This is a genomic window from Roseomonas acroporae (assembly GCF_023223525.1).
In the GTDB taxonomy this organism is placed as follows: domain Bacteria; phylum Pseudomonadota; class Alphaproteobacteria; order Acetobacterales; family Acetobacteraceae; genus Roseomonas_E; species Roseomonas_E acroporae.
Window position 1 is genome coordinate 57561 of the sequence record NZ_JALPRX010000015.1, and the last position, 16542, is coordinate 74102.

Consider the following 16542-nt stretch of genomic DNA (forward strand, 5'->3'; position numbering starts at 1 on the left):
CACAGCCCCGGGCCCACAGTCCCGGATGACCCGGGGCGGCAGGGTGGTCCCGCCGCCTCTGAAGCGCTTCAGCGCCCCCGCCGCCGCGACGCGCCACAACCGCCGGGCAGCATGGACGGGAGAGGCGGCGGTGCGGCAGGCGGACGGCGTCTGGGTGTTCGAGCATGGCTACCTGACGGCGGGCCGGGCGGCGCTGGGCCGGGGCGGAATCGCCGCCGCCGCGGCGGCCCTGGCGCTGGCCTGGGCCCTCGGGCCGTTGCCCGGCGACCTCGTGGCCTTCGCCATCGCGATCTGCGCCGCCCTGCTGGTGTTCTCCGGATGGCGGACGCGCATCGTGCTCGATCCGACCCGCGGCGAGGCGCGCCGCAGCCGGGGCCTGTTCGGCCGGGACCTGCCGCCGGAAGCGATGCCGCTCTCGCGGCTGCGCCACATCGCGCTGGAGAAGCGGGCCGATTCCGGCAGCCCGGGACAGCCCTTCCTGAGCCAGGACCCGCCGCTGCCGCGCTACGACCTCAGCCTGGTCCGGGACGACGGCGCCTGGCGCTTCGCCTGGGACCTCGACCTGCCGGCCGCCGGGATGCTTGCCGCGGCGCTGTCGCGGGATACCGGCCTCGCCATCCACCGCGCCGAGGCGCTGGTGGACACCGCCCTCGACGGGCTCGACCTGCTGCGCGGCTGACGGCGGCGGCCCGGCCGGTCGGCCGGAAGCCGGCGGGGCGGCCCAGCGACGGCGGCGCCGGCCCGGCCCGGCCGCCTCCGTGCCGGCGGTCCCGCCGGCTGCCCGGTCAGGACGCGAGCTGATCCACCCGCACGCGCACGGTCAGCCTTTCGCCGCCCGTCGCGATGCGGAAGCCGCGCACCGGCGCCGCCTCGGAATAGTCGAGGCCGGACGCGACGCGCAGATGCTCCTGGCCGACTCGCTGGCGGCTGGTGGTGTCGAAGCCGACCCAGCCGGTGCCTTCGAGCCAGAGCTCGGCCCAGGCATGCGAGCCGACCTCCTCGACGTCGTTCCGGCCCGGCCAGACATAGCCGCTGACATAGCGCGCCGGCAGGCCGATCAGCCGCGCCGCCGCGCACAGGATGTGCGCATGGTCCTGGCAGACGCCGGCGCCGGCCTTCAGCGCCTCGGCGGCGCTGGTGCCGGTATCGGTCACGCCGGCCCGGTAGGTGACGCGGTCGGCGACGGCCGCCACCAGGCGTTCGGCCAGGGCCTGCGGCGTCGCGTCCGGCGCCGCGCCGCGGACCTCGCGCGCCAGCCCCTTGATCGCGGCGTCCGGCGCGGTGAGGGGGGTCTCGCGGACGTAGTAGGCGACCGGCAGCGTCTCGGTGGCGCCGGCCGCCACGCCGGCGGTGTCGTGCGTGTCGACCTCGCCCTCCACGCTGATCACCATCCCGGTGTGCGCGCCGCGATGGGTCAGCAGGTGGGTGAGGTTGCCGTAGCCGTCGGTGAAGGCCGGCAGCGGCGCGGTGCGCTCGCCGCGCACGCGCCAGCCGAGGACGGTGAGGCCGTCGTAGTTCTGCGGCGTCAGCCGGATCGCCTGCACGGTCAGCGTGGCCGGCTCGGCGAAGGCGTAGGTGGTGGTATGGCGAACGCGAAGGCGCACGATGGGATCCCCTGCTCTGGCGCGGCGTGCCCCGGCCCACTCGGGGATCCGGGCCGCCGCCATGCCGCGTTGCCGCTCAGCCGCTGAGATAGCCGGCACCGATCTGGGTGCCGAGCTCGATGGTGCGGTCGATCAGGAGCGTCAGGTACTCGTGCACGCCCTGCTCCATGATCGCGTCGATGCGGCCGTAGCGGAGCTGGGCGTGCAGCTCCCCCGCCAGGCGGTGGCACTCGAGCCTCGTGCCGCCATGGTTGTTGGCGATCGCCTCCAGGGTCTGCTCCACGCGCGCGAAGCAGGCGCGCAGCGAGCGCGGCAGCTCCGGGCGCAGGATCATCAGCTCGGCGATCAGCCGCGGCTGCAGGCGGGAATGGTACACCCACTGGTAGGCACGCAGCGCCGAGACGGAGCGCAGCACGGCCTGCCAGTGCGCGTACTCCACCGCGCCGCCGGTGCCGTTCCGCGGCTGCAGCCACTGGTGGCGAACGTCGAGCAGGCGGGCGGTGTTGTCGGCGCGCTCCAGCATGGTGCCGAGATGCACGAAGCGCCAGGCGTCGTCGCGCAGCATGGTGTCGATGGCGGCGCCGTTGAACAGCAGCGTGCGCGACTTCACCCAGTCGAGGAAGGTCGTCAGCCGGTCGGCCTCGAGCACGTCGGGCGGCAGGCGGCGCAGCTCGATCCAGGTGTCGTTCAGCGCCTCCCACATCTCGACGGTCAGCGCGGTGCGGACGGCGCGGCCGTTCTGGCGGGCGGCCTCGAAGCACGGGACGATGCCGGAGAGGTTCGAGGGGTCGCGCACCAGGTAGTGCGTCACCGCCTCCGGCGAGGCGTTGTCGTGCTGGGCATAGAAGCCGGCGTCGCAGCCCGAGGCGACCAGCAGGCCGCGCCACTCGTCCTCGGCACCGCCGAAGGTGCGCGAGAGGCTGTGCAGCCGGTGCGCGACCTGCAGGCCGCGGGCGACGTTGGCGGCGCGCTCCGTGTAGCGCCCCAGCCAGAACAGGTTCTCAGCGGTACGGCTCAGCACGCTCTTACTTCTCCGACCCGGCGGGCATGTCGTCGATCACCCAGGTGTCCTTGGTGCCGCCGCCCTGCGAGGAGTTGACCACCAGCGATCCCTCGGTCAGGGCCACGCGGGTCAGCCCGCCCGGCACGATGCGCACCTCCTTGCCCGAGAGCACGAAGGGCCTGAGGTCGACGTGCCGCGGCGCGATGCCGGCGGCGACCAGGGTGGGGCAGGTGGAGAGCGCCAGCGTCGGCTGCGCGATGTAGTCGGCCGGGCGGGCGCGGATGCGGGCGGCGAACTCCTCGCGCTGCGCGGCGGTGGAGTGCGGCCCGACCAGCATGCCGTAGCCGCCGGAGCCGCGCGTCAGCTTCACCACCAGCTCGCCGATGTGCTCCAGCACGTACTTGCACTCGTCCGGCCGCTCGCAGAGGTAGGTCGGCACGTTGGAGAGGATCGGCTCCTCGCCGAGGTAGAAGCGCACCATCTCCGGCACGTAGGGGTAGACCGACTTGTCGTCGGCGATGCCCGCGCCCGGGGCGTTGCAGACGGTGACGTTGCCCGCCCGGTAGGCGCCGATCAGGCCGGCGACGCCGAGCAGGCTGTCCGGCTTGAAGGTCAGCGGGTCGATGTACTCGTCGTCGATGCGGCGGTAGATCACGTCCACCCGCTTCGGGCCCGAGGTGGTGCGCATGTACACCACGGCGTCGTCCACGAAGAGGTCGATCCCCTCCACCACCTCGATTCCCATCTCGTCGGCGAGGAAGCAGTGCTCGTAGTAGGCGCTGTTGAAGGCGCCGGGGGTGAGGATCGCGACGGTCGGGTCGCCGGGGCAGTTCGGGGGCGCCACCGACTTCAGCGTCTCCAGCAGCTCCTCCGGGTAGTGGCCGACCGGCGCGATGTTGTGGCGCGCGAACAGCTCCGGGAACAGCCGCAGCATCGCCTCGCGGTTCTCCAGCATGTAGGAGACGCCCGAGGGCGTGCGGCAATTGTCCTCCAGCACGTAGAACTCGTCCGGCCCGGTGCGCACCATGTCGATGCCGGAGATGTGGCTGTAGATGCCGGCGGGCGGGGTGAAGCCCTGCATCTCGGCGCGGAACGCCTCGTTCTGCAGGATCAGCGCCTCCGGCAGCTTGCCGGCGCGCAGGATCTCGCGGTCCCGGTAGATGTCGCACAGGAAGGCGTTCAGCGCCCGCGTGCGCTGGCTGAGGCCCTTGGCCATGCGGTCCCACTCGCTGCGGGTCAGCACGCGCGGGATCACGTCGAAGGGGATCAGCCGCTCCGGGTCGCCGCCCTCGGTGTAGACGGCGAAGGTCACGCCGATGCGGCGGAACAGCACCTCAGCCTCGCGGCGCTTGCGGTCCAGGGCTTCCTGGGTGGTCCCCTTCAACCATTGGTCGATGCCGGCATAGGCCTCGCGCAGGCCGCCGGAACCGTTCATCTCGTCGAAGGCGGCGACGCGCGCAGGCTGGGCACTGCCCGCGGCGGTCTGGGATTGCGACATGGCCGGCAAGATCTGCTCCTTACCTAGGCGTCGGGGTATGGCCCATCGTTCCAAGCGTGACAGCAATCGCCGTGCCGGGCCAGGGGGCAGCCCGACCGGTAGAGGAACGATCCGATCGGCCGCGCAGGTGCACGCGGATCGGCCACGCCGGGGCGGCGTTGCCGGTACGGTAAGCATCCCAGACGACACAGCCTATGCTGCAGGCAGGTGGAGGAAGCATGGACACCCGGGCAGCGCAAGTCGGCAACGACGCCGATGGCGCCCAGGGCCGGGCAGGGCGCGCGGTTCCCGGCCTCCGGCGCCGTCGTGGCGTCCCGGCCTGCCGCCGCGAAGCGCCGCCGGTCAGCGGCCGCCGGCAGGGGGCGTCATGCCTCCGCCAGCCGGCACGCCGCCCAGCGCGCCGCCTCCGCCACGACCGGATCCGCGTCCCCGGCCAGCGCCTGCGCCGCCGGCCGCAGCGCCGGCTCGGCGGAATTGCCGATCGCCACCAGCACGTTGCGCACGAAGCGGTCGCGCCCGATCCGCTTCACCGGCGAGCCGGCGCCGAACAGGGCGCGGAACCCGGCATCGTCCAGCGCCGCCAATTCGGCCAGACGCGGCGCGGTGAGGGCGGAGCGCGGCAGGAAGGCGGGCTCGGCGGCGGCGCGGGCGAAGCGGTTCCAGGGGCAGACGGCGAGGCAGTCGTCGCAGCCGTAGATGCGGTTGCCCATGGCCGGGCGCAGCGCCTCCGGGATCGGGCCCCGGTGCTCGATGGTGAGGTAGGAGATGCAGCGCCGCGCATCCAGCCGGTAGGGGGCGGGGAAGGCGTCGGTCGGGCAGGCGGCGAGGCAGCGGCGGCAGGTGCCGCAGCGGTCCGCGGCGGGCGGATCGGGCGCCAGGGGCAGGGTGGTCATGACCTCCCCGAGGAACAGCCAGGAGCCGTGCCGGCGCGAGACCAGGTTGGTGTGCTTGCCCTGCCAGCCGAGCCCCGCCTGCGCCGCCAGCGGCTTCTCCATCACCGGCGCCGTGTCCACGAACACCTTGAGGCCGGTGCCGCGCCAGCGCGACGCGATCCAGCCGCCGAGCTGCTTCAGCCTGCCCTTGACCAGATCGTGGTAGTCGCGGTTGCGCGCATAGACCGAGATGTTGCCGATCGTGGGCCGCGCGAGGTTCGCCAGCGGGTCGCCTTCCGGGGCGTAGGACTGGCCGAGGGCGATGACGGAGACCACCTCGGGCCACAGCGCGCGCGGATCGCCGCGCTGGGCGCTGCGCTCGGCCAGCCAGGGCATGTCGCCGTGATGGCCGGCGGCGAGGAAGGCGGCGAGGCGCTCGCGCGCGGCATCCGGCAGGCGCGCCTCCGTGAAGGCGGCCTCGGTGAAGCCGAGGCGCAGCGCGGCGGCGCGTATCGCCTCGCGGGCGGCGACGGGATCGGGCGCGTTCCGGGCGTCCGGCGCATCGGCGCGGCCGGGACTCCGAACCGGGCCCTGCCGGCCGGGCTGCGCCCTGCCTGGACCATCCCGCGCCGGAGGGGCATCGGGGGGAGCGGAGCCCCCGTCGGGACTGCCGTTCGGCAGGGGCGTCTCAGCCGCGGCCACGATAGGGCTGCACCTCCTGCGGCGGGATCCAGGTCCCGTCGGGCGGCGTGCCGGTCTGGTAGAACACGTCGATCGGCATGCCGCCGCGCGGGTACCAGTAGCCGCCGATGCGCAGCCAGTGCGGCGAAAGCTCCGCCACCAGCCGACGCGCGATGCCCACCGTGCACGCCTCGTGGAAGGCGCCGTGGTTGCGGAAGCTGGTGAGATACAGCTTGAGCGACTTGCTCTCGACGATCCAGCCATCCGGCACGTAGTCGATGACCAGATGCGCGAAGTCCGGCTGCCCGGTGATCGGGCAGAGCGAGGTGAATTCCGGTGCCGTGAAGCGCACGCAGTAGCGCAGGCCCGGATGCGGGTTCGCCACCCGCTCCAGCACCGCCGAGTCGGGGCTGTCGGGCTGGGCGGTGGGTCGGCCGAGCTGGGTGAGGCCGGCAGTTCCGGGGGGGTTGTCGGGTGCGCCGCTCATGCCGCCGGCTCCTTCGCCGCGTTCCAGCCGGACTCGATGGCGGCGGCCGCCGCCTCGAAGCGGCCGGCCAGGATCGCCTCGCGCAGCTCGCGCATCAGGTCCTGGTAGTACCGGATGTTGTGCCAGGTCAGCAGCATCGGCCCGAGCATCTCCTCGGCCTTGAACAGGTGATGCAGATAGGCGCGGCTGTGCCGGGCGCAGGCGGGGCAGGCGCAGTCCGGATCGAGCGGCGCGCCGTCGTCGGCGTGGCGGGCGTTGCGCAGGTTCAGCGCGCCGTGCCGCGTGAAGGCCTTGGCGGTGCGGCCGGAGCGGGTCGGCATCACGCAGTCGAACATGTCGATGCCCCGCCGCACCGCGCCGACCAGGTCGGCCGGCGTGCCGACGCCCATCAGGTAGCGCGGCCGGTCGGCCGGCAGCAGCGGCACGGTCGCCTCCAGCACGCGGAACATCGTCTCCTGGCCCTCGCCCACGGCGAGGCCGCCCACCGCGTAGCCCTCGAAGCCGATCGCCCGCAGCGCCGCGACGGATTCGGCGCGCAGATCGGGGTAGACGCCGCCCTGCACGATGCCGAACAGCCCGTGCCCGTCGCGCGGCACGAAGGCCTCGCGGCAGCGCGCGGCCCAGCGCATGGAGAGGCGCATGGAATTCGCGGCCTCCGCCTCGGTCGCCGGGAAGGGCGTGCACTCGTCGAGGCACATGGTCACGTCGGCACCCAGCAGGTGCTGGATCGCGATCGAGCGTTCCGGCGAAAGCGCGTGCTTGGAGCCGTCGATGTGCGAGCGGAACACCACGCCCTGCTCGTCCATCTTCCGCAGCTTGGCCAGCGACATCACCTGGAAGCCGCCGGAATCGGTCAGGATCGGCCCGTGCCAGTCCATCATCCGGTGCAGCCCGCCGAGCCGCGCCACGCGCTCCGCCGTCGGGCGCAGCATCAGGTGGTAGGTATTGCCGAGCACCATGCGCGCCCCGGTCGCGCGCACCGCGTCGGCCGTCATCGCCTTCACCGTGCCGGCGGTGCCGACCGGCATGAAGACCGGCGTCTCCACCTCGCCATGCGCCGTGCGCAGCACCCCCGCGCGGGCGGCGCCGTCGGTGGCCTGCACCGCATGGGTCAGCATGACGCGGCCTCCGTCGTTTCCCCCGGCACGTCCGCCGTGTCGCGGAACAGCAGGCTGGCATCGCCGTAGCTGTAGAAGCGGTAGTCCCGCGCGACGGCGTGCGCGTAGGCGGCATGCATCCGCGCCGTGCCGGTGAAGGCGCAGACCAGCATGAACAGCGTCGAGCGCGGCAGGTGGAAATTGGTCAGCAGCGCGTCGGCGGTGCGGAAGCGGTGGCCGGGCAGCAGGAAGATGTCGGTCAGCCCGGCGAAGGGCCGCACCTCGCCGTTCCCTGGGCCCGTCCGTTCGGCCGCCGCCTCCAGCAGCCGCAGCGCCGTGGTGCCGACGGCGACGATCCGCCCGCCCGCCGCCCGCGTCGCCGCGATGCGCGCCGCCGCCTCGGCCGAGACCTCGCCCCATTCCGCGTGCAGCCGGTGCGCGCGCGGGTCCTCGCCGCGCATCGGCAGGAAGGTGCCGGCGCCGACATGCAGCGTCACGCTCACCCGCCCGACGCCGCGCCGCTCCAGCGCCGCCAGCAGCGCCTCGGTGAAGTGCAGGCTCGCCGTCGGGGCGGCGACGGCGCCGGGGCGGGCGGCGAAGGCGGTCTGGTAGTCCGCGGCATCCTCGGGCAGCGGCCCGTCGGGGCGTTGGATGTAGGGCGGCAGCGGGATCTCGCCCGCCTCGGCCAGCGCCGCCGCCAGCCGGGCCGGGTCCGGGCCGAAATCGAGCCGCACCGTCCCGTCCCCCTCGCGCGCCAGCACCGTGGCGGTCACCGCATCGGTGCCGACGATCGCCACACGGTCGCCCGGCCGCAGCCGCCGCGCGTTGCGCACCAGCGCCTGCCAGGTGCCGTCGCCCTCGGCGCGGTTGAGCAGGATCTCCACCATCGCCTCGCCGCGCCGGCCGCGCAGCCGGGCGGGGATGACGCGCGTGTCGTTGACCACCAGCAGGTCGCCGGGCGCCAGCAGGGCCGGCAGGTCGGCCACGCCGGCATCGTCGAGGGCGTCCGGGCGCACCACCAGCAGCCGCGCCGCGTCGCGCGGCCGGCAGGGATGCTGGGCGATCAGGCGTTCCGGCAGGGCGAAATCGAAATCCGCCGCGCGCAGCGCCGGCGGGGTGGGGGAGGCGGGATCACGCACCGCGGCGCGTTAGCCCTTCGCCGGGCCGAAGGCAAGCGCCCCCTGGCCCGCCGCATCCAGCCCGCCGCATCCGGCCCTTACCCCCGGGCCGAGGCCGGGCTGCCGGGCCGCCCGGAAGGGTCGCGCCCGGCCGAGGGCCCGCCCGGGCGGGCCCGTTGCCGCGTCTCTACTCGATCGTTTCGGGGCGCAACTGCTTCTCGTCGCTGACCAGGGCGATCAGCTCGCGCACCCGCTCCGCCGCCGCGCTGCCCTTCAGCGCGTCGCGCCATGCCGTCTCGGCCACGCGCTGATGCACCGCGACCGCCTCGTCCGCCGCCGTGATCATCGCCACGCCGAGGCCGGTGATCGGCGAGACATCCGGCGCGAAGGGGCTGCCGACCACGTGCGCGCGGTCGCGCCCGCGCAGCACCACGAAGCCGCCGGAGGGTTCCGGGCCGCTGGCCAGGCCGATCTGCAGGCCGATCGGCACCGCCTCCATCAGGCTGGCGATGCTCTCGGCCTCGGCGATCGCGGCGGTGCGGCAGCGCTGGCGGGTGCGGGCGGGCAGCGGGAGGCCGCCGGCCACGCCCTCCTCCAGGAAGCGGCGCAGCGCGGCCTCGCTCAGGATGGCGATGATCGAGGGGCGGCGCTGCTGGTGCAGGCGCTTGCGCGAGGTGAGCAGGCCCAGCGACTGGTCCATCGCGGCGCGGGCCTGCACCCGGTCCACCGCGGCGCTGGCGTACTCGGCCCAGGCCTCGGACAGGGCGCCGTCGAAGGCGTCGGTGGTGGTCTGGTAGCAGACCGCGCCGCCCACCACGAGGATCTGGTCGGCCTGTTCCTCGATCTGGCGCAGCCGCTCCTCGAAGGCGGCGGGACGCGAGAAGTACTCGACCCCGATGCCGAGCAGAGAGAGCGGCGAGATCTTCAGCAGTTCAGCCAGGCGCCGGATCGTATCCAGCTTGATGACCTCGCCCTTCTCGTACCGGTACAGGGCGGCGCGCGACACGCCGAGGCGGGCGGCGATCTCCTCGGCCCGCAGCCCCGATTCGAGGCGGTAGGCGCGAAGCTGCTGGCCGATATCAGCGAAACGCATGAACTCCTCCGGCGGCGCTGCCGCGGCTCCCGACCTGCCGACACATCATGTGGACTGGGGCACGAGTCGTGCCCGGCAGTCTCAGATTCGGGCAAGACACGGAAAATGCGCCCGCCGACAAAAAGATGCAACCACACTATCGTGATTAGGCGTCACTCATCCTTCGCGACGGGGTGCGCCGCCATGATCTCGAGCGCACGGACGAGACCGGAATGGTCCCAGTCCGCGCCGCCCGCGGCGACGCAGGCCGCGAAGAGCTGCTGCGTCGAGGCGGTGTTGGGCAGGGCCACGCCCATCTCGCGCCCGGCCTGGAGCGCGAGGTTGAGGTCCTTCTGGTGCAGGCGGATGCGGAAGCCCGGCTGGAAGGTGCGCCTGATCATGCGCTCGCCGTGCAGCTCCAGGATCCGCGAGGTGGCGAGGCCGCCCATCAGCGCCTGGCGCACCCTGGCCGGGTCGGCGCCCGCCTTGGCGGCGAAGACCAGCGCCTCGGACACCGCCTCGATGGTCAGCGCGACGACGATCTGGTTGGCGACCTTGGTGGTCTGGCCGGCGCCGTTCGGCCCGACCAGGGTGATGTTCTTCCCCATCGCCTCGAACAGCGGCCTCGCGCGGTCGAAGGCCGCCTCGCTGCCGCCGACCATGATGGTCAGGCTCGCCTGCTTCGCGCCCACCTCGCCGCCGGAGACCGGCGCGTCGAGGTACTCGCAACCCCTGTCGTTGATCCGCTTCGCGAATTCCTTGGTCGCGGTCGGGCTGATCGAGCTCATGTCGATCACCAGCTTGCCGGCGGAAAGCCCCTCGGCGACGCCGTCGGGGCCGAACAGCACCGCCTCGACGTCGGGCGTGTCCGGCACCATCAGGATCACCACCTCGGCCGCCTCGGCGACGGCGCGGGGGCCGGGCAGCACGGTGGCGGCGGCGCGGATCTCGTCGGCGAGGCTGCGGCGCTCCGGCACGAACAGCGCGTGGCCGGCCTGCTTCAGGTGCAGCGCCATGGGCCGGCCCATGATGCCGAGGCCGATGAAACCGATCTTCATGTTCGCGAATCCTCTCGCTGGTCGCGGGGCGTGCGGGGGCGGCTCAGGCGCGGAACCGCTCGATCCAGCCGAGCCCGGCCACGGTCTCGCCCGCCGGGCGGTACTCGCAGCCGATCCAGCCGCGATAGCCCATCGCGTCGATGCGGCCCAGAACGTAGTCCCAGGCGATCTCGCCGGTGCCGGGCTCGTGCCGGTGCGGCACGTCGGCGAGCTGCATGTGGCCGATGATCGGCAGCAGCCGCTCGGCGCGCCGCGTCAGGTCGCCCTCGGTGATCTGCGTGTGATACAGGTCGTACTGCAGCGCGATCCGCTCCGGCCCGATCGCCTCGACGATGGCGGCCGCCTCGTCGCTGCTGCCCAGGATGTAGCCGGGCATGTCGTGGCGGTTGATCGGCTCGATCAGCACCAGCACGCCCTCCTGCTGGCAGCGTTCCGCCGCCCAGGCGAGGTTGGCGACGTAGCGGGCGCGCGCCGCCTCGCGCGACTGGCCGGGGCCGGGAATCCCGCCCATCACGTGCAGGCGCGGGCAGCCGAGCGCCGCGGCGTAGCGCAGCGCCGTCTCGATCCCGGCGCGGAATTCCGCCTGCCGGTCGGGCAGGGAGGCGGTGCCGCGCTCGCCGCCGGCCCAGTCGCCGGGCGGGGCGTTGAACAGCACCTGCCGCAGACCGCAGCCATCGAGCCGCTCGCGGATCGACTCGGGCGGGTGCTCGTAGGGGAACAGGAACTCCACCGCCTCGAAGCCCGCCTGCCGCGCGAGCGCGAACCGGTCGAGGAAGGGCACCTCGTTGAACATCATGGACAGGTTTGCGGCGAAGCGCGGCACGGCTCCGGTTCCTCCCCTCGTTGGGCGGGCGCAGGCTAGAGCAATTCCGCGACGGTCGCACACGCCCGGCTTGACCCAACGCAAGGGTCCGGGCGCGCCCGGCGGCCATAAACCGCCGTTGGGCCGCCCGCCACGGGCTTGCGCGGGCGGCGCCCCGATCGGGAGAAACTCGCCATGCTCAAGGTTGCCGCCCTTGCCTTCCTGCCCGCCGCCGCCGTCCTGTTCGGCATCATGGCCGTTCCCCTGGCCATGATGCCCGCCATCCACGACAGCTTCAGCCAGGGCGCCACCCTCTACTACGGCGCGGCGGCCCTCAGCTTCATCCTCGCGGTCCCCGTCTCCTGGTACGTGGCGCGCCGCATGCTGAGCCGGCGGGAGCGGGCGCTGCTGGATGCGGGTGCGGGGCGCGGCCGGAAGGACTGAACCCGGCCCGGAGCGCCGAGGCACTGCCGCAGACCGGACCGGCGCATTGCCCAGCGCGGCGGCCGGCGGGAGCCGTTCCGGACTGACCGTATCAGGCTGGAAGGCTCAAGCCTTTGGTTCGGGGTGGTTTACAGGCCGCCTAGCGAGTGCGCCGAGCGGATCCACGCCCCCGGGCTGTCCGCCCGCCGGCGATCCGCTCTAGCCTTCTCCCGCCGGGACATCCCGTGGAAAGCGGCGCCGATGACCTTCTCCGCCCTGAACGACGCCTACGAGCAATGGCTGCGGCGGCAATGCGACGTGGTCGGCGCGGATCTGGCCGACAAGCACGCGCTCATGGCGAAGGATCCGTTCCGCTTCCTGCGCGCCACCTGCTTCCGCTGGGCCAGCAGGGTGCCGACGCTGTTTCCCGCCCTGGCCGGCGCGCCGGCGGTGCTGTCGCCGGGGGACGTGCACGCCGAGAATTTCGGCACCTGGCGGGACGCGGAGGGCCGCTTCGTCTGGGGCCTCAACGACTTCGACGAGGCGGCCGAGCTTCCCTACACCTTCGACCTGCTCCGGCTGGCGACCAGCCTGCGCCTGCGCAGCCCGGCGGCGGGCCGGTCCCGGCCCGCCGTCGCGGCGATGCTCGACGGGTACCAGGCCGGCCTGCGCGCCCCGGTGCCCGGCCTGCTGGACGAGACCCTGACGCCGCTGCGCCCCTACGTCGCCGCCCGCCAGGCGGACTGCGACCGCTTCTGGGCGAAGATCAAGGATCTGCCCGATGCCGATCCGCCACCGGAGGTGCGCGATGCCCTCGCCGCCAGCATGCCCGAGGGGGCGGCGGTGACACGCTGGGCGAGCCGTCAGGCCGGCGGCGGCAGCCTGGGGCGCCCGCGCTACGTCGCCGTCGCGACGTGGCGGGGCGGCCGGGTGGTGCGCGAGGCGAAGGCCCTGGTGCCCTCGGCCTGGGACTGGGCGGCAGGGAAGGCGGACCTCCTGCCGCCGGTGATGGCGCTGGCGGGCTCCGCCTCGCGGGCGCCGGACCCGCATCTCGGCGTCCGGGGGCGATACGTCATCCGCCGTCTGGCGCCGGATGCCCGCAAGCTTGACCTGGGCGACGACAGCCAGTTCCCGCCCGACGAGATGCTGCGCGCCATGGGCCTGGACCTCGGCGCCCTGCACGCCGGGTTGCAGCCCGGCTCGACGCGCATTCCCGACGATCTGGCGGCCCGCGCCCGGCGCGACGCGGACTGGCTGCGCGACGCGAGCCGGACGGCGGCCGAATGGGTGACCCAGGACTTCCACGCCTGGAAGGCCGCCCGGGAAGACTGACCGACTCGCCTCTTTCCCTGGCTCGCTTCCCCTGGCCCGTTCCCCCAACCTCGTTCTCCCGCCGGCCGGGACCGCGCGGGCGGCCGGCTGGCGTGCCCGGCCCGGGCTCAGCGACAGGCGGCGTTCGGGCGCGGCACCGCGGCCACCGAATCGGCCAGTTCGTCCAGGGCCGCGCGGTAGTTGCCCACGTTGTGCCGCAGGCGACCCATCGCCACCGACAACTCCCCGACCGAGGCGTGGAAGTCCCTGATCGCCTCGGCCTGCTCCTGAAGGGCGGCCTCCAGCCGGCGGGCCGAAAGGCGCAGGCGATCCTGCGGCGAGGCGGGAAAGGCGATCAGCCTGGCGGCGCCGTCCATCGTGAGATCCTCGTTTCCAAGGCCGTTAATATTATGGAAACCTGTCTCACGACAAGAGATTCATGGTGCGTGAGGCGGGCGGGTGGCACGGCCCGGATGCGGCAACGCCCCCGGCGGCATCCGCCGGAGGCGCTCCGATCACCCCGGCAACCGCCGGCCGCCGGCCTTCCTGCGGATCGAGATCCACGTCGATCCGCAGGCGGTTGTTAAGAGGGGAAACTTCCGGCCCTGTCGGTCACGCGGCTCCGGCCTGTCTCTCCCTGCGGGTCCGCATTCGCGCGGACCCGCAGGCACCGTCGGTCGGGCGCGGCCGACCCGCCGACCCCACGCGCGGTGGCGGCCCGCACGGGTCGGGACCCGGGCGGGCCGGCATCAGAGGCCCTCGCCGCTGCGCGCGACGACCGACGCGCCGGAGGCGGCTGGGACGCGCGGCGAGAGGCCGAGATTGGCGGCGATCTCGGCCTGCCGGCGGCCCGGCAGCGAGGCCAGCACGCTCACCGTCACGGCGGCGAGGTAGGGCACGGACTGCACCAGCAGCACGGCGGTCCAGAGCACCGCCTCCCAGGTGCCCATCTGGTGCACCACCGTCACCCCCACCGCGGCCGCCCAGCAGAGCACCAGCAGCGCCAGCTCCTCCCGCGCCATCACCAGCCCCTGCACCAGCGCCGGCGCGTTGGCCATCTTGGGCGTGCGCAGGAACGGCGCGCGCTTCGTGAACAGGCCGGCCAGCACCGCCTTGCCGATGGTGTGGGTCAGGGCGAGGCCGGCCACCGCCGCGCCGAGCCGGTCGCGCCAGCCGCAGGGCACGCGCGCCGCGTAGAGGGCGAGGATCTGGAACAGCTTGAACCCGAACAGGCCGATCGAGGGCAGCATGAAGAGCAGGATCGGGAACTCGGTGCTGACCGGCATGAAGATCAGCCCCGCCGACCAGACCAGCCCGAGCAGCACGAAGACCAGCCCCAGCGCGTCGCCCAGCCACGGCGCCCAGCCCATCACGAAGTGCCAGCGCTGGCCCGGCGTCAGGTCCTTGCGGAAGGGCGAGAACAGCGCCTTCGCGTGGCCCTTCATGATCTGGATCGCGCCGTAGGCCCAGCGGTGGCGCTGCTTGCGGTAGGCGGCGAAGTCGTCCGGCATCACGCCGCGGCCCAGCGACTGCGGCGTGTAGACCGCCTCCCAGCCCTGGCGCATCAGCTTCAGGCCGAGCTCGCTGTCCTCGCAGATGCACCACTCCGCCCAGCCGCCGGCATCGGCCAGCGCCGCCCGGCGGATCAGCGTCATCGTGCCGTGCTGGATGATGGCGTTGCGCTCGTTGCGGGTCACCATGCCGCAGCGGAAGAAGCCGGCGTACTCCCAGAACATCATCCGCTTGAACAGGCTCTCGTGGCCGTCGCGGTAGTCCTGCGGGTTCTGCACGAAGCCGACCTGCGGGCGGTCGAAGAAGGGCACCATGCGGCGCAGCCAGTCGGGCGAGACCACGTAGTCGCTGTCGAGCACGCCCACCACCTCGGCGTCGGGCGCCGTCTCGCGCAGGGCGAAGTTCAGCGCGCCGGCCTTGTAGCCGGGCCACTGCCCGAGGTGGAAGAAGCGGAATTTCGGGCCGAGCCGGGCGCAGTGCTCCTGCACCGGCTCCCAGAGGGCGGGGTCGCGGGTGTTGTTGTCCACCACCAGCACCTCGAAGTCCGGGTAGTCCAGCTCGGCCAGCGCGTCGAGCGTCTGGCGCACCATGTGCGGCGGCTCGTTGCAGATCGGCAGGTGGATCGAGACCTTGGGCAGCGCCGTGCCGGCCGGCGCCGGCAGCGCCTCCCAGCGGCGCTTCCAGATCCGGCCCCAGATGGTCTCGGCCAGCTCGAAGCTGTCCGAGAGCAGCAGCGCCAGCAGCAGCACCTGGCCGAGCAGCAGCCCGCCCCAGACCATGGCGGCCGAGAGGGAGAGGTAGGTCTCGCTCATCTGCAGGGCCACCAGCACGATGCCGGTGACGAAGAGCTGCGCGAGCCCGGCCAGCAGCAGCTTGCCGCCGGGCCGGATGTCGGGCCGGCGCTTGAGGAAGAAGGCCGAGGCGAGCAGGGCGAGCAGGGTCGAGGCGCCGGCCCAGAGCTTCCACCGCGGCGTCTCCAGCACCGGGCCGACCAGGGGCCACTTCGCCTCGCGGTCGAGGTCGAGCATGCCCCAGTAGCCGGCGGCGCGGCCCTCGAAGGGCACCTTCCAGGGCTGGTCGAAGGCCTCCATCACGAAGTAGGTCAGGCCGCGCCGCTCGGCGATGTTGAAGAAGCGGCGGAGGAACATCGCTTGGTTGACGCGGGTGGCGCGCGCGGCGCCGATGTCGCGGCCGTCGGAGGGCCAGCCCACCTCGCCGATCACGATCGGCTTGCCGGGGAAGCGGGCGGCGACGGCGTCGTACTTCTCCATGATGAAGCGCAGCGCGTCGTCGATCGGCAGCCCTTCCCAGTAGGGCAGCAGATGGATGGTGATCACGTCCACCGCCTCGCCCAGCTCCGGGTGGTCGAGCCAGACGTGCCAGGGCTCGGCGGTGGAGACGGGCTGGCGCACCTGGGCGCGCACCTGGCGGATGTAGCCGACGAGCTGCGCCGCGGTCAGGTCGCCGCGCAGCACCGCCTCGTTGCCGACCATCACCCGCTCGACGTTGCGGTTGTCCCGCGCCGTGCCGATCAGGCGGCGGATCTCGGCCGCGTTGTGGTCGAGCCGCTTGTCGAGCCAGGAGCCCAGCGTCACCCGCAGGTCCAGCCCGGCCGCGATCGAGGGGATGCGGTCGAAGCCGTTCTGCACCGTGTAGGTGCGGATGTGGCGGGTGAGGGGCGCGACGCGGCGCAGGTCCGAATCGATCTGGCCGGTGGTGGGCCAGTCGTCGCTCTCGGCGCTCTGGCCGCGCTGGTAGGGGGCGAAGGCGAGGCCGTTCACCTGGCCCCGGAAGTCGGGCATGGCGACCGGCCGGTTCAGCGCCCACCAGCCCCCGAGATGGGCGGCGGCGACGAGCAGCAGCACGATCAGCGTGGTGGGTTGCAGCAGGCCGCGCCGCGTCGGGGCGGGCTTGGCCTGGTACGGGGCCTGATGCGGATGGGGCGCGGTGTCGGCGCGGGCGGTCATGGGGTCTCAAGGCTCCGGCATGCGCATGGCGTGGCTT

Annotated in this window: 15 protein-coding genes; 3 read left to right on the top strand and 12 right to left on the bottom strand. The window is 73.4% G+C overall.

Annotation, left to right across the window (positions count from 1 at the left end; genetic code table 11):
* Positions 1–43 precede the first annotated feature (43 nt).
* Positions 44–679, top strand: a complete 636-nt coding sequence (locus M0638_RS04565) for a hypothetical protein (protein ID WP_248665779.1) — start codon at positions 44–46, stop codon at positions 677–679.
* A gap of 106 nt (positions 680–785) precedes the next feature.
* Here M0638_RS04565 and M0638_RS04570 read toward each other — a convergent pair whose 3' ends face one another.
* The 10 genes from M0638_RS04570 to otnI form a co-directional block, all read right to left on the bottom strand.
* Complete coding sequence (locus M0638_RS04570; protein WP_248665780.1) at positions 786–1604, bottom strand: transglutaminase family protein; 819 nt, start codon at positions 1602–1604, stop codon at positions 786–788.
* Positions 1605–1680: 76 nt separating this feature from the next.
* Entirely contained in the window at positions 1681–2625 is a 945-nt protein-coding gene (locus M0638_RS04575) for an alpha-E domain-containing protein (protein ID WP_248665781.1), read from the bottom strand.
* A 4-nt stretch (positions 2626–2629) separates the two neighbouring features.
* Positions 2630–4105 (bottom strand): circularly permuted type 2 ATP-grasp protein, encoded by a 1476-nt coding sequence (locus M0638_RS04580; RefSeq protein ID WP_248665782.1) that lies wholly within the window; start codon positions 4103–4105, stop codon positions 2630–2632.
* 365 nt (positions 4106–4470) lie between these two features.
* On the bottom strand, positions 4471–5490 hold the full coding sequence (gene queG, locus M0638_RS04585; RefSeq protein WP_248665803.1) for a tRNA epoxyqueuosine(34) reductase QueG: 1020 nt from the start codon (positions 5488–5490) through the stop codon (positions 4471–4473).
* 175 nt (positions 5491–5665) lie between these two features.
* A complete protein-coding gene (gene queF, locus M0638_RS04590) occupies positions 5666–6145 on the bottom strand; it encodes a preQ(1) synthase (RefSeq protein ID WP_248665783.1) in 480 nt (159 codons plus the stop codon).
* Positions 6142–7263 (bottom strand): tRNA guanosine(34) transglycosylase Tgt, encoded by a 1122-nt coding sequence (tgt, locus tag M0638_RS04595; protein ID WP_248665784.1) that lies wholly within the window; start codon positions 7261–7263, stop codon positions 6142–6144. Before tgt ends, queF begins: the two co-directional genes overlap by 4 nt.
* The gene (gene queA, locus M0638_RS04600) at positions 7257–8348 is read right to left on the bottom strand and encodes a tRNA preQ1(34) S-adenosylmethionine ribosyltransferase-isomerase QueA (protein WP_248665804.1); all 1092 of its coding nucleotides are present in this window, start codon (positions 8346–8348) and stop codon (positions 7257–7259) included. Before queA ends, tgt begins: the two co-directional genes overlap by 7 nt.
* 199 nt (positions 8349–8547) lie before the next feature.
* A complete protein-coding gene (locus tag M0638_RS04605) occupies positions 8548–9453 on the bottom strand; it encodes a helix-turn-helix domain-containing protein (RefSeq protein ID WP_248665785.1) in 906 nt (301 codons plus the stop codon).
* Between the two features lie 152 nt (positions 9454–9605).
* The gene (locus tag M0638_RS04610) at positions 9606–10490 is read right to left on the bottom strand and encodes a 2-hydroxy-3-oxopropionate reductase (protein ID WP_248665786.1); all 885 of its coding nucleotides are present in this window, start codon (positions 10488–10490) and stop codon (positions 9606–9608) included.
* Between the two features lie 43 nt (positions 10491–10533).
* Positions 10534–11313 carry a 2-oxo-tetronate isomerase gene (gene otnI / locus M0638_RS04615; protein WP_248665787.1) on the bottom strand — a complete coding sequence of 260 codons (780 nt, stop codon included), beginning with the start codon at positions 11311–11313 and terminating at the stop codon, positions 10534–10536.
* Positions 11314–11487: 174 nt separating this feature from the next.
* Here otnI and M0638_RS04620 point away from each other — a divergent pair, with 174 nt between their 5' ends.
* Positions 11488–11736 (top strand): hypothetical protein, encoded by a 249-nt coding sequence (locus tag M0638_RS04620; RefSeq protein ID WP_248665788.1) that lies wholly within the window; start codon positions 11488–11490, stop codon positions 11734–11736.
* A 240-nt stretch (positions 11737–11976) separates the two neighbouring features.
* On the top strand, positions 11977–13047 hold the full coding sequence (locus tag M0638_RS04625; RefSeq protein WP_248665789.1) for a DUF2252 family protein: 1071 nt from the start codon (positions 11977–11979) through the stop codon (positions 13045–13047).
* A gap of 107 nt (positions 13048–13154) precedes the next feature.
* On the opposite strand, the gene M0638_RS04630 is transcribed toward M0638_RS04625, so the two are convergent.
* Both M0638_RS04630 and M0638_RS04635 read right to left on the bottom strand, forming a co-directional pair.
* A complete protein-coding gene (locus M0638_RS04630) occupies positions 13155–13403 on the bottom strand; it encodes a hypothetical protein (RefSeq protein WP_248665790.1) in 249 nt (82 codons plus the stop codon).
* Positions 13404–13775: 372 nt separating this feature from the next.
* The gene (locus M0638_RS04635; RefSeq protein ID WP_248665791.1) at positions 13776–16505 is read right to left on the bottom strand and encodes a glycosyltransferase; all 2730 of its coding nucleotides are present in this window, start codon (positions 16503–16505) and stop codon (positions 13776–13778) included.
* Positions 16506–16542: the final 37 nt, after the last annotated feature.